General features: G+C 64.4%; 12 protein-coding genes. 10 read left to right on the top strand and 2 right to left on the bottom strand.

Annotated elements, in window-relative coordinates; all coding sequences use genetic code 11:
- Nucleotides 1–42 precede the first annotated feature (42 nt).
- On the bottom strand, nucleotides 43–798 hold the full coding sequence (tpiA, locus tag AC3YOG_RS07120; RefSeq protein ID WP_489934617.1) for a triose-phosphate isomerase: 756 nt from the start codon (nucleotides 796–798) through the stop codon (nucleotides 43–45).
- Between the two features lie 124 nt (nucleotides 799–922).
- Between tpiA and AC3YOG_RS07125 the strand changes: the two genes are divergently transcribed.
- The 9 genes from AC3YOG_RS07125 (at nucleotide 923) to AC3YOG_RS07165 (ending at nucleotide 9,770) form a co-directional block, all read left to right on the top strand.
- Complete coding sequence (locus AC3YOG_RS07125) at nucleotides 923–2,797, top strand: peptidylprolyl isomerase (protein WP_489934618.1); 1,875 nt, start codon at nucleotides 923–925, stop codon at nucleotides 2,795–2,797.
- Nucleotides 2,798–2,813: 16 nt separating this feature from the next.
- Nucleotides 2,814–4,325 (top strand): anthranilate synthase component I, encoded by a 1,512-nt coding sequence (gene trpE, locus AC3YOG_RS07130; RefSeq protein ID WP_489934619.1) that lies wholly within the window; start codon nucleotides 2,814–2,816, stop codon nucleotides 4,323–4,325.
- A 110-nt stretch (nucleotides 4,326–4,435) separates the two neighbouring features.
- Nucleotides 4,436–5,032, top strand: a complete 597-nt coding sequence (locus AC3YOG_RS07135; protein ID WP_489934620.1) for an anthranilate synthase component II — start codon at nucleotides 4,436–4,438, stop codon at nucleotides 5,030–5,032.
- Entirely contained in the window at nucleotides 5,029–6,051 is a 1,023-nt protein-coding gene (gene trpD, locus AC3YOG_RS07140) for an anthranilate phosphoribosyltransferase (RefSeq protein WP_489890190.1), read from the top strand. Before AC3YOG_RS07135 ends, trpD begins: the two co-directional genes overlap by 4 nt.
- The gene (trpC, locus tag AC3YOG_RS07145) at nucleotides 6,048–6,863 is read left to right on the top strand and encodes an indole-3-glycerol phosphate synthase TrpC (RefSeq protein WP_489934621.1); all 816 of its coding nucleotides are present in this window, start codon (nucleotides 6,048–6,050) and stop codon (nucleotides 6,861–6,863) included. Before trpD ends, trpC begins: the two co-directional genes overlap by 4 nt.
- Nucleotides 6,860–7,342, top strand: a complete 483-nt coding sequence (gene moaC / locus AC3YOG_RS07150; protein WP_127753081.1) for a cyclic pyranopterin monophosphate synthase MoaC — start codon at nucleotides 6,860–6,862, stop codon at nucleotides 7,340–7,342. Before trpC ends, moaC begins: the two co-directional genes overlap by 4 nt.
- Nucleotides 7,339–8,541: a molybdopterin molybdotransferase MoeA gene (locus AC3YOG_RS07155; RefSeq protein WP_489934622.1), complete on the top strand. Its 1,203-nt coding sequence runs from the start codon at nucleotides 7,339–7,341 to the stop codon at nucleotides 8,539–8,541. The genes moaC and AC3YOG_RS07155 overlap by 4 nt, the downstream gene beginning before the upstream one ends.
- Before the next feature lie 108 nt (nucleotides 8,542–8,649).
- A complete protein-coding gene (gene lexA / locus AC3YOG_RS07160; RefSeq protein ID WP_489934623.1) occupies nucleotides 8,650–9,363 on the top strand; it encodes a transcriptional repressor LexA in 714 nt (237 codons plus the stop codon).
- A 5-nt stretch (nucleotides 9,364–9,368) separates the two neighbouring features.
- Nucleotides 9,369–9,770: an NUDIX domain-containing protein gene (locus tag AC3YOG_RS07165; protein ID WP_489934624.1), complete on the top strand. Its 402-nt coding sequence runs from the start codon at nucleotides 9,369–9,371 to the stop codon at nucleotides 9,768–9,770.
- Nucleotides 9,771–10,469: 699 nt separating this feature from the next.
- Here AC3YOG_RS07165 and AC3YOG_RS07170 read toward each other — a convergent pair.
- Nucleotides 10,470–12,299: an IlvD/Edd family dehydratase gene (locus AC3YOG_RS07170; RefSeq protein ID WP_489934625.1), complete on the bottom strand. Its 1,830-nt coding sequence runs from the start codon at nucleotides 12,297–12,299 to the stop codon at nucleotides 10,470–10,472.
- 214 nt (nucleotides 12,300–12,513) lie between these two features.
- Between AC3YOG_RS07170 and AC3YOG_RS07175 the strand changes: the two genes are divergently transcribed.
- Complete coding sequence (locus AC3YOG_RS07175; protein ID WP_489934626.1) at nucleotides 12,514–13,434, top strand: 2-dehydro-3-deoxygalactonokinase; 921 nt, start codon at nucleotides 12,514–12,516, stop codon at nucleotides 13,432–13,434.
- The last annotated feature ends 10 nt before the right edge of the window (nucleotides 13,435–13,444 follow it).

Genomic DNA, 13,444 nt, shown 5'->3' on the forward strand with positions numbered 1-13,444 from the left:
CCAGACGCTTGCGCCGCTTTTCAGCGCAGCATCCGGATCGGCTCATACCGCCGAGATAATGGTGTAGAAGTCCTTTGCCAAGAGGCTCGCGCCACCGACCAGCCCGCCATTCACATTCTCGATGGCCAAAATCTCGCGCGCATTCTGCGGCTTCATCGATCCGCCATAGAGAATCCGGACGGTCTGGCCGTCTTCACCGAACCGCTCCACCAGCAACTGGCGGATGCGGTTATGCATGGCAGCGATCTCTTCATTGCGGGGCGTACGGCCCGTCCCAATGGCCCAGACCGGCTCATAGGCGACGACGATGCCGTGCTCGGCGCCAGCATCGGGGACCGAGGCGGCCAATTGCGCCCCAACCACGCTTTCGGCCTCGCCACTATCGCGCTGGGCTTCGGTTTCGCCGACACAGATGATGGGCTTGAGGCCCGCCGCGATCGCCGCCTCGGCCTTGGCGCGGACCAATGCGTCGGTCTCACCGTGACCGGCACGTCGCTCGGAATGCCCGACAATCACATATTGCGCCCCGGCATCGGCGAGCATCGCTGCCGACAAATCGCCAGTGTGAGCGCCCGAGACGGCCTGGTGGCAATCCTGCCCGCCGGCCATGATGCCGCTGGTTGCGCCCCGATTGGCAACGGCGTGAAGAATGGTCGCAGGCGGGCAAATCACCACCATGGCACGGGGGGCATCGCCCGAGGTCATCAGACAGGCTAGCTCTCCCAACTGGTCGATCGCGGAGCGAAGCCCGTTCATTTTCCAGTTGCCGGCGATCAGGGGGGTGATGGTGCGGGTCACTCTTGTATACTCCTGCCTCTTGCACCGGAGCGGGCTTTGCCCTAACCCCGGCAGTCACTAACTCTAGTAGTACCCCGCCTTGCCAGCGGTAAAGCCCTGTATCTCGTGTAGCGGAACGCCCCACATGCTCGATAGTTTGCGTTTGTTTGCAAAATCCTGGATGGGCAAGATCCTGGGGGCCTTCCTCCTGGTGGGGCTTGCGGGCTTTGGCATCAACAATGTCATCACCGACCTGGGCGGCAGCACCGTTGCTCGCGTTGGCGATGAAGAGATCAGCTCGCGCGACTTCCTGCGCGCTTATCGCGGCCAGCTTAACCAGATCGCCCAGCAGATCGGCTCGATGCCCACGCTCGAACAAGCCGAGAGCTTCGGCGTTCCGAGCCGGGTGCTGCAGTCCCTTGCGCAAGAGGCGGCCCTTGATGGTCTTGCCAACCGCATGGGGCTTGGTGTTTCCGAGCAGAAGCTGAGCGAATTCTTGCGGGAAGACCCCAATTTCAGCGGCACGCTGGGTACTTTCGATCCCGCGGTCTTCCAGCAGGTGCTGCAGCAAAATGGCATGTCGGAGTCCGAGTATTTCGAGGATCAGGCCGATTCTGCGCGCCGCCAGCAGCTGGCGCTGTCGCTCTTCGGCGACACCATCCTGCCCCCGACCGCTGCCCAGATGCTCAACCGCTACATTGCCGATCAGCGCACCGTCGATTTCTTCGTGATCAGCGACACCAATGTGCGAACGCCCCCGGCGCCGTCGGAGGAAGAATTGGCCGCCTATCTCGCCGAACACCAGGCCGAGTACCGCACCGTTGAAACGCGCCAGGTGCAGCTCCTTGCGCTGTCGCCTGCCTCGCTCGCCGCAACCAAGACGATTTCAGACGAGGCGGTTGCCGCTGAATATGAGCGCACCAAGGATAGCCTGACCACGATCGAGCGCCGCAACATTCAGCAGGCCGTTCTGGCTTCGCCCGAACAAGCCGCGCTGTTTGAAGCGGGTGCCGCCTCGGGCCGCCCCTTTGCCGATGTGGTGGCGGAAGCCGGCCTCACCGTCACCGATCTTGGCACTCGAGGGCAGGCCGAAATCACTGACGCCACGCTGGCCGAAGCCGCCTTTAGCCTGCCGGCCGGCGGTTACCGAGTGATCAGTGGCGTGGCGGGCCCACGTGTCGTGCATGTGCAGACCATCGAAGCGGGCGGTCAGACCAGCCTGGAAGAAGCACGTGAACAGATTCGCCAGAACCTGGCTCTGGCCGAAGCGCGCAAGGAAGTTGCTGAAGTGCTCGATCAGGTCGAGGAACTGCGCGCCGCCTTCCGGCCGCTCAGCGAAATCGCCGAGCGCTTTGGTCTTGAGCTCTATCAGGTAGGCGTTACCCAAAGCGGGGCAGAACTCGCCGTTATCGCGAGCTTGCCCGAAAGCGAGCGTCCGCGCGTGGTCCAGTCGATCTTTGTCGCCCAGGAAGGCAATCTCACCCCCGCCATCTCGCTGGGCGCCAATAACAATATCTGGTTCGACCTGGAAGCCATCGAGCCAGCGCGCGACCAGACCCTTGATGAAGTGCGCGATGCGGTCGTCGCCGCGATCACCGCCGAGCGGATCAACGCGGCGATCGCCACCGAAGCCCAGGCTGCGGTTGATCGCCTCAATGCCGGCGAGCCCCTGGCCGATGTTGCCGCTTCGCTCTCCGTGTTCCCGCAGTTGAGCCCGCCCTTTAACCGCGGTGGCGCCGAGGGAACTTCGGTGGATGGTCTCGTGGCCGCAGCCGCGTTCGACGGCGGCCCCGATCACCACGGCTCCGCCATCAATCAGGCCGGCGAAACCGTCGTGTTCCAGGTGGTTGAGGCCGTGCCGGCTGAAGGCCCGCTCAATCCGCAAACCAGCGCCAGCCTCGAGAACGAAGTTCGCGTCGGCGTCTTTGGAGACTTTGTGTCGGCAGTACGCGATGAAGCCGGGCTTCGGGTCAACGAGCAGGCGCTCCAGCAGGCGCTGAGCCTGTCCTCGGCGCAGTAAGCTTTCGGGAAACACGATGGTGGCCAGCGACTTCACCCAGCAGTTTGCAGATCGCTATGACGGGGGTGAGTCCCAGATCGTCTGGCGCCGCATCGTGGCCGATCTCGAAACGCCGATCGGCACCTATCTCAAGCTGGCTCAGGATCGCCGCAACACGTTCCTGCTGGAATCGGTGCAGGATGGTTCGACCCGTGGCCGGTACTCCATCGTCGGCCTGCTGCCCGATGTGATCCTCAAGGTTGAACAAGGCACCGCCTCGATCAACCGGCAGGCCCAGCTCGATGCCACAGCCTTCGAGCCCCTGCCCGACCAGCCGCTGGACGCCCTGCGGCACCTCGTGGCCGACTCCCAGATCTCGGTGCCCGAAGGCCTGCCGCCCCAATCGGCCGGCATTTATGGCTTTCTGGGCTATGAGATGGTCCGCTATATGGAAGTGCTGCCCGACAGCAACCCGGACGATCTGCAGCTGCCTGAAGCCATGCTGATGCGACCCTCGCTGCTGGCGGTGTTCGATACGGTCAAGGACGAGCTCTATCTCACCGCGCCCGTTTACGTCCGCCAGGGGGTGACTGCCCGCCAGGCCCATGAAGCCGCGACGGCTCGGATCGATGACGCTATCGCCCGCCTTGGGCGGGCGCTGCCAACGACCCCGGCCGTACCCGACCTGCAGCACATCGCCGTCCAGAGCAACACCACGCGCGACGAGTATTTCGCCATGGTCGCCCGGGCGCAGGACTACATCGCCGCCGGCGATATCTTCCAGGTCGTGCTCAGCCAGCGTTTCGAGGCCGAGTTCACCCTGCCGCCGACCGCCTTGTATCGGGCGCTGCGTCGCACCAATCCCAGCCCCTATATGTATTTCCTTGATTTCGGGGATTTCGCCGTGGCGGGCTCCAGCCCCGAGATCCTCGTGCGTGTTCGCGAAGGCGAGGTCACCATCCGGCCCATCGCCGGCACCCGCAAGCGCGGCTCGACGCCGACCCGCGACCAGGAACTGGCGGCCGAACTACTGGCCGACCCCAAGGAACGTTCCGAGCACCTGATGCTGCTCGATCTCGGGCGCAACGATGTGGGCCGCGTCGCCAAGACCGGCACTGTGCGGGTCACCGACAAGTTCTTTCTGGAATACTACAGCCACGTCATGCACATCGTCTCCAATGTGGTTGGCGTGCTCGATCCGCAATACGACTTTGTCGATGCGCTCGCCGCCGGCTTTCCGGCCGGCACGGTCTCGGGTGCCCCCAAGGTGCGCGCCATGGAGATCATCGACGAGCTCGAAAAGTCGCGTCGCGGCATCTATGGCGGCTGTGTGGGCTATTTCGGCGCCGATGGCACCATGGACACCTGTATCGTCTTGCGCACCGCGCTGCTCAAGGACGGCAAACTTTATGTGCAGTCCGGCGCCGGCATTGTTGCCGATAGCCAGCCGGCCCTCGAACAACTGGAATGCGAAAACAAGGCACGCGCCCTTTTCAGCGCTGCCGAGGAAGCGCTACGCTACGCCGGCGAGGCGAGGATCGGGCAATGAGCGGCAGCAAGACCAGCGTGGACCTCACACTGAGGTCGAACACTTATCGATGGCGGGGCTGGTTCTGATCTCTGAACCTCCATTCCCCATAGCTGCGCTGGAGCAGACCCATGACCCGCACGCTCGTTATCGATAATTACGACAGCTTCACCTACAACCTCGTCCACTATCTGGGCGAACTTGGCGCCGAACTCACCGTGGTGCGCAACGACAAGATCACCCCCGACGAGATCGAAACCATGGCCCCCCAGGCCATCGTGCTGTCTCCCGGGCCCTGCACCCCCAACGAAGCCGGCGTGTGCCTGGCGGTGATCGACCGCTTCAAGGCGCAGATCCCCATTCTGGGCGTATGCCTTGGTCATCAGGCCATCGGGCAGGCCATGGGCGGCGACGTCGTGCGTGCGCCCGAACTGGTGCATGGCAAGACCAGCGCCATCAACCACACGGGCGAAGGCCTGTTCCGCGGTCTCAACTCGCGCTTTGAAGCCACGCGCTACCACTCGCTGGTGGTTGAACCGACCACCCTGCCCGCTACCCTCAAGGTCACCGCCACCACCGATGATGGTCTGATCATGGGCATGCAGCACGAGAGCCTGCCGGTACATGGCGTCCAGTTTCACCCGGAAAGCATTGCGTCGGAGAACGGGCACGCGCTGTTGCAGAACTTCCTCAACCTCGCTCGCGACTTCAACGGAAAGGCCGCCTGATGGACATCAAGCAGGCACTGGCCAAGATTGCTGACCGCCGCAATCTCACCGGCGAGGAAATGCGCTCGGTGATGCGCACCATCATGGCCGGTGAAGCGACCCCCTCCCAGCTCGGCGCTTTCCTCATGGGCATGCGCCTCAAGGGCGAGTCGGTGGGTGAGATCGCCGCCGCCGTGTCGATCCTGCGCGAGCAGATGGTGACGGTCGACGCCCCCGAACACGCCATCGACATTGTCGGCACCGGCGGTGATGGCGTTGGCACGCTCAACATTTCGACAGCCAGCGCCATCGTTGTTGCCGCCGCCGGCGTTCCCGTCGCCAAGCACGGCAACCGCGCCTTGTCTTCCAAATCGGGCTCCTCCCAGGCCTTGGAAGCCCTAGGCGTCAAGCTCGACCTCACCCCCGCCGAAATCTCGCGCTGCATCAACGAGGCCGGGATCGGCTTCATGTTCGCGCCCTCCCATCACCCAGCCATGCGCCATGTCGGTCCGTCGCGCGCCGAAATGGGCGTGCGCACCATGTTCAACCTGCTCGGCCCCCAGTCCAACCCCGCGGGCGTGCGCCGCTATATGCTGGGCGTTTATTCCCCCGAATGGGTGGAGCCGGTCGCCGCCGCGCTTCTCGCCAACCGGGCGATCAAGGCCTGGGTGGTGCATGGTCGCGATGGGCTGGACGAGCTTACGGTCACTGGCCCCTCCTATGTGGCTGAGATCGCTGACGGCAACCTTCACAGCTTCGAAGTCACCCCTGAAGATGCGGGCCTGTCGCGCCACGATCCCAATGACCTCTTGGGTGGCGAGCCCGAATATAATGCCCTCGCCATCCACGCGCTCTTTGACGGCGCGCCCGGCGCCTATCGCGACATCGTTCTCCTCAATGCCGCCGCCTCGCTGATCGTGGCCGATGTGGTGAGTGACCTGCGCAGCGGCGCCGCCATGGCCGCCGAAATGATCGACAGCGGCAAGGCCCGGGAAACCCTCGAGCGCCTCGTCGCCATCTCCAATGGAACACCCCCATGAGCGATATTCTCAAGCAGATCGAAGCCTATAAGCGCGAGGAAATCGCCGCGGCCAAGGCCCTGCGCCCCTGGGACGAAGTGGTTGCCGCCGCCCATGACCAGCCCCCGCCACGCGGCTTTCTCGCCGCCATCAAGGCCAAGCGCGCCCGCGGCGAATACGCCTTGATCGCCGAGGTCAAGAAAGCCAGCCCCTCCAAGGGCCTGATCCGGCCCGATTTCAACCCGGCAGAGATCGCGCGCGCCTATGAAGAGGCCGGCGCGACGTGCCTTTCGGTCCTCACCGATCAGCCCTCGTTCCAGGGTTCGCCGGCGTTCTTGCGCGAGGCGCGCGACGCCACCGCCTTGCCGGTCCTGCGCAAGGATTTCCTGTTCGAAACCTACCAGGTCGCCGAAGCGCGCGCTTGGGGGGCCGACTGCATCCTCATCATCCTCGCCGCTGTCGGTGACGACGTCGCGCGCTACCTGCTCGATTCCGCCCGCGAATGGGGCATGGATGCCCTGGTCGAGGTGCATGACCAGCTCGAGCTCGACCGGGCGCTGGCGCTCGACGCCGAGTTCATCGGCATCAACAACCGCAATCTGCGCACCTTCGAAACCCGGCTCGATACCTCGGTCAACCTTGCTGGCGGCGTGCCCGCGGGCAAGGTGCTGGTCAGCGAAAGCGGCATCAACGGCCACGAACACCTGCAGCATCTCGACCGCACAGCCGGCATCGGCACCTTCCTTGTCGGCGAATCGCTGATGCGCCAGGCCGATGTGGTCGCCGCCACCCGCGCCCTCCTGCAGGGTGTGCCCCAGGCCGCCCATCCATGAGCGAGCCGCAGCTGACCCATCTCAACGAGCGCGGGGAGGCCCGGATCGTTGATATCGGCGACAAGGCAGTCACCCGCCGCCGCGCCCTCGCCCAGGCGGTGATCAGCGGTCGGCCCGAAACCATTGCCGCCATCATGGGTGGCGCCCTCAAGAAGGGCGACGCCCTGGCCGTCGCGCGCGTCGCGGGCATCATGGCAGCCAAAAAGACCGCCGAGCTCATCCCTCTTTGCCACCCCATCCCGCTCACCAAGGTCAGCGTCGAGATGGAGGCGCGCGAGCCCGGCGCCATCACCATTCTTGCGACTGCCGAAACCACCGGCCAGACCGGGGTGGAAATGGAAGCCCTCATGGCGGCTTCCACCGCCGCGCTTACGCTTTACGACATGGCCAAGGGCATCGACCGCGAGATGGTTATTTCCGCGATCTGCCTACTCGAAAAATCGGGCGGCAAGTCCGGCGATTTCCAGCGGGCGCCATGAGCCTGCTCCCGGTTGAAGACGCCCTCGCGGCCATTTTCGCCCGCGTGCCGCCCGCCCGCACCGAGTCGGTGCCGCTTGAGGCCGCCGCCGGCCGGGTACTGACCGAGCCCCTGCTCGCCCGCCATGACCAGCCGCCTTTCCCCGCCAGCGCCATGGACGGCTATGCCGTGCGTGCGGCCGATATCGTGCCGGGCGCGATCCTAGATGTCGTCGGCACCGCCCAGGCCGGCGCCGGCTTTGGCGCGGATATCGCCCCGGGCACCTGCGTGCGCATCTTCACCGGCGCGCCCGTGCCCCCGGGCGCTGATGCCGTGATCATGCAGGAGGAAGCGACCCGCACCGGCGACCGCGTCAGCTTTGCCGCCCAGCCTCCCGTGGGGCGCAGCATTCGCCCGCTTGGCCACGACTTCCGACAGGGACAGGAGCTGATTCCGAGAGGCTCTCGCCTCACCCCCATGCAACTGGCCGTCGCGGCCGCCGCCAATTGCCCGACTTTGCCCGTCGCCGTGCAGCCGCGCATCGCGCTCCTCGCCACCGGGGACGAACTGGTGCTGCCCGGCACCGCTCTCGGGCCGGGCCAGATCGTTGCCTCCAACAGCTTCGGGCTGCGACCGCTCCTTGCGCCTTACGCCGCCGAGATCCGCGACTACGGCATCGCTCCCGACAACCGCTCGGCCCTCTCCGAACGCCTCGCCGCCATCTTTGCCGAAACCCCCGACTTCGTCATCACCACCGGCGGCGCCAGTGTTGGCGACCATGACATCGTTCAGGAAATCCTGCTGAGTCTCGGCGTGCAGCTCGATTTCTGGCGCATCAATATGCGCCCCGGCAAGCCGCTGATGTTCGGCACCCTCGGCAAGACCCTGGTGTTTGGCCTGCCCGGTAATCCGGTTTCGGCCATGGTGACCGCCGCCGTCTTCATCAAGCCGGCGCTGCGCCGCTGGCTGCGCGTTGCCGAACCCGCCCCCTGGCACCTGCCGCTCCTCGCGCCCACGCCGCCCAATACCGCCCGGCGCCATTTCATGCGCGCCCAATTGGTGCATTCAAGCCAAGGTGCGGGCTTGCTCCCGATCAGCGAAACCGATAGCGGTCATACCTCTTCGCTGGCCCGTGCCGATATGCTGCTGGTGCAGCCGGAATACGATTCCGGGCAACCCGCCGGCGCCCTTGCTGCGGCCGTTCCGCTGGACGGGTTCTAAGCAGAGCCAAAGAATTTTCTCCTGCGCCCTTGAGCGTTATTGCAGAACATAACTGGAACACCTATGCTCGTTCAGTCTTTGTTCCGATTCTGCGATTGAAGGGCTCCGATGCTGACGCGCAAGCAACATGAACTGCTGATGTTCATCCATGAGCGGATGAAGGAAAGCGGCATTCCCCCTTCGTTTGACGAAATGAAGGACGCGTTGGATCTGGCCTCCAAGTCGGGCATTCACCGCCTGATCACGGCGCTCGAGGAGCGCGGCTTCATCCGCCGCCTGCCCAATCGCGCACGGGCGCTGGAAGTGCTCAAACTCCCCGATTCGATGAACCCGGCACTTGGCGGCCGCAAGGCGCGCTTCGAGCCCAGCGTCATTGAAGGCAATCTGGGCCGCGTTGCCGCTCCGCCGCCTCGCTCGGGCTGGAGCGATGATTATGTGCGCCCCGTGGCCGTGCCGGTCATGGGCCGGATCGCCGCCGGTACCCCCATCGAGGCGATCCAGAGCCATTCCCACACCATCTTGGTGCCACCCGAAATGCTTGGGCCTGGCGAGCACTATGCGCTCGAAGTGCGCGGCGATTCGATGATCGATGCCGGCATTTTCGATGGCGACACCGTGCTGATCCGCCGCCAGGATGTTGCCGGCACCGGCGAGATCATCGTCGCCCTGGTGGATGACGAGGAAGCCACCCTCAAGCGGCTGCGTCGCAAGGGCAACACCATCGCACTCGAAGCGGCCAATCCCGCCTACGAAACCCGCATCTTCCCGCCCGATCGCGTCAAGGTCCAGGGTCGCCTTGTGGGCCTGCTGCGCAAATATTGATCCCGATGGTCGAAAAACTCTGTCCCGTCCTGCTGCGCGGGGTGGGGCAAGAACGCCAGTGCTTGGCGTTCAGGCATCCTTTGGCTGGGTTGGAGCTGGTGAAAGGAACGCGGGAAGGCTCCGAGCCGATGGAAGTCGGTGCCCTGCGCGAACTCGCAGAGGAGTCAGGCCTCCAGGCAGAAGCTTTGCGCACGCTGCCATCCAGCAATTCCATTGCAGAGCAACAGCTTTGGCACTTCGTTGTGGTGAGTGCCGCGGCTCCCGTGCCCGAACACTGGCGTTACTTTACCCATGATGATGGCGGTCATTGGTTCGAGTTCTTCTGGTGGCCACTCGAGTGCCAACCCGGACCCGAATGGCACCCCATGTTTCAGCGGGCCCTCGCCCACATCGCTCGCCACGCCTGAAGCCCAACTCGGCCAAGAAACTATCGTCTTCAACGGAACTCGATTGCCGCCCTAAGGTCCTCATCGGGCTGTACCAGACCAGCGCCTTTGAGCCCCTCTTCCCGCTCCCCCTTGAGGGGAGGGCCGGGGTGGGGGTGCAGGCCCCTCCCGCGCAAGAGCGCCGATGTAGCCCCGCTCACAACAGCTTGCCTCCGGCCCCGTTACCCACGAGCCGGTCGTCCATCCTCCCGACAATAACTTATCCCCGCCCCCACCGATCACCCCCATAGTCTCCTCATCCGTGCATCCAAGCGAGATCATGACGAGTGGTTGGTGCGTGGAGGCTGGGGGATCGTGGGTCGCCGCGATCCGGCCGGTGTCCGCAAGAGCCGTGGGCCTCTATCGTCCGGTGGTCTTGGGTGAAGAATCGCGATGGCAGCTGCACTGGTCATCGGAACCCTGATGTGGCGCAGGCAGCGGTGCCCGCCAGGGTTTAGTTCGACATCCGCGGAATCTGGCATGCGCCGCAGGAGGGAGCGGGCATCGGCACCCAGTCGCTGTTGGCGGGGCGGAGCTTCCGTTTTGCGCAACGTTTTTTGAGGCAATGCCTCGCCAACGCCGCTTTCAACCGGAGGCCCCGCGCCGACCGGAGTTTTGCCGTGCCTTGGAAAGAAAAAATCCCCGCCGAAGCGGGGATTTCGAAGTCGTTGTCGGCTGAGCCTAGTGGTTGTCGCGCGGCACGCCATAGGTCTGGGCAATGCGCTGGTAAGCCACTGCTGGCTTGAGCACGGCGCCGTTGCCGAGCTGGTCCACCAGCCCGCGCTGGATCTCCTGCCAGGGCGTCTGGTGCGCGGGGTACTTGTAGCCGCCCGCTTCCGCCAGTTCCTGCCGGCGCGTCGCGATCTCGGCGTCCGAGATCAGGATATCGGCGGTGCCATTGTTGAGGTCGATACGCACCCGGTCACCCGTGCGCAGGATGGCAAGGTTGCCGCCCGCCGCCGCTTCAGGCGAGGCGTTGAGGATCGAGGGCGAGCCCGAGGTGCCGGATTGGCGCCCGTCACCGATACAGGCCAGCGCGTGGACACCCTTCTTGATGAGGTAGGCAGGGGGTCGCATATTGACCACTTCAGCCGCCCCCGGATAGCCGATCGGGCCCGCGCCGCGCATGAACAGCAGCGTGTGCTCGTCGATATCGAGCGAGGGATCATCGATCCGGTGGTGATAGTCCTCGGGACCATCGAACACCACCGCCTTGCCCTCGAACATGCCGGGATGCTCGGGATTGGCCAAGTAGCGCTCGCGGAACTCGGGCGAGATCACGCTGGTCTTCATGATCGCGTTATCAAAGAGATTGCCTCGCAGCACCAGGAACCCCGCTTCTTCCTTGAGCGGCTGCTCGAAGGGGCGGATCACCTTCTCGTCCTGGATGGGCGTGTTGCGGCAGTTCTCGCCGATGCTCTTGCCGTTGACGGTGGGTGCATTCTCGCGGATCAGCCCCTGCTTCATCAGCTCGTTGACCACCGCCGGCACGCCGCCCGCATGGTAGTAATCCTCGCCGAGATATTCGCCGGCCGGCTGCAGGTTCACCAGCAGCGGCACCTTGTGCCCATAGGTCTGGAAGTCCTGCAGGTCGAGCTCGACACCGATATGCTTGGCGATCGCCTGGATGTGGATCGGGGCGTTGGTCGACCCGCCAATCGCGGAATTGACCACGATGGTGTTGATGAAATTGTCCTTGGTCATGATGTCGGAGGGCTTGAGGTCCTCATGCACCATGTCGACGATGCGCTTGCCCGTGCGATAGGCCATTTCCTGGCGATCGCGATAAGGCGCGGGGATCGCTGCCGAACCCGGCAGCTGCATGCCCAGCGACTCGGCCAGCGAGTTCATCGTGGTCGCCGTGCCCATCGTGTTGCAGAAGCCGGTGGACGGCGCCGAGGACGCCACCAGCTCAATGAACTGCGCATAATCGATCTCGCCGGCCGCCATCATCTGGCGCGCCTTCCACACAATGGTGCCCGAGCCGGTGCGCTCACCCTTGTGCCAGCCATTGAGCATCGGCCCGACCGAGAGCGCAATCGCCGGGATGTTAACCGTGGCCGCACCCATCAGCATGGCCGGGGTGGTCTTGTCGCAGCCAATGGTCAGCACCACGCCATCGAGCGGATAGCCATAAAGCACTTCCACCAGCCCGAGATAGGCCAGGTTCCGGTCCAGGCCCGCAGTGGGGCGCTTGCCGGTTTCCTGGATCGGATGCACGGGAAATTCGATGGCAATGCCACCGGCTTCCCGGATGCCTTCGCGCACGCGCTCGGCCAGCACGATATGGTGGCGGTTGCAGGGGCTGAGGTCGGAGCCGGTCTGGGCGATGCCGATGATGGGCTTGTTGCCCTGCAATTCCTCGCGCGATACGCCGAAATTCATGTAGCGCTCAAGATAAAGCGCGGTCATGTCCGGGTTCTCCGGATTGTCGAACCAGGCGCGCGAGCGCAGCTTCTTGGGCGCGCTGCCCTGCCCATTGGGGGAAGAGAAGCTGTTGTCTGCCGTCATTACCTTATTCCTCAATAGTTCCGCCGAGGCGAATACAGGCTGCTGTTTGCTACAGTTCTAGCATGTTAGTTGCAGGAGTGAACGCCAATCCTGTTGGATTTCGTCGCCCCTTGCGCTCGCAGGACAACCGGGCGGCGTCGAATCGGCTAGGCGCAGGCCAGCGCAGCGACTAGGTTTGCCCGAAAGTGCGGGGCGAACTGCAAGAGGGGCAAGCATGAGTGAATTTGTGGATTGGGTCGGGGTTGATTGGGGCACCTCCAACCTGCGGGCTTGGGGCCTGAGTTCCGACGGCACGGTGATCGTTGCGCGCAAATCCGACCAAGGCATGGGCAAGCTGACGCGCGACCAGTATCCAGGCGTGCTCGAAACCTTGCTCGATGGTCTAGTCGGCAGCAACGGTGGCCCGCTCGACGTATTGATCTGCGGCATGGCCGGCGCGCGCCAGGGCTGGTTCGAAGCGCCTTATTTGGAAGCGCCAACCGATTTGCGCGGCCTGATTGACGGCGCAGTGCGCCCGCCCATGCCCAACAATCACCTGGCCCCGGCAATTCTGCCCGGTGTGTGCCAGAAGGCCGGCGGCGACAATGTGATGCGCGGCGAGGAAACCCAGCTACTGGGCCTCGCGACCCTGCGCCCCAATGCCCATGGCGTGGTATGCATGCCCGGCACCCATTCCAAATGGGTCAGCATGAATGGCACCCGCATTGAGCATTTCTCCACCGCAATGACGGGCGAGCTCTTCGATCTGCTGCGCCATCATTCGGTGCTGCGCTATTCGCTGACTGAAGACAGCAATGGGCCCGAGCGCGCCGAAGGCTTTGCCGCGGGTGCAGAGGTCGGCCTCGAGCGGCCCGAACAGCTCACCAGCGAGCTCTTTGCGGTCCGCGCCAGTTCGCTCCTGTCCGGCCGTCAGCCCGGTTGGTGCACCGGCTATCTTTCGGGCCTCCTGATCGGCACCGAAATTGGCAGCCGCCGTGCGCTGATCGGCGAACAAACCGTTCCCTTGATCGGCGCCCCCGCGCTCTGCGCCCTTTATGCCGAGGTGCTCGGCATGATCGGGGCACAAGGCGAAGCCGTGGATGGAACCGAAGTGGTGCTCGCCGGCCTTAAAGCTGCACGTGCCTTTATCGTCTGATTGGAGACCC

This window comes from Devosia sp. Z6_126, from assembly GCF_058133495.1.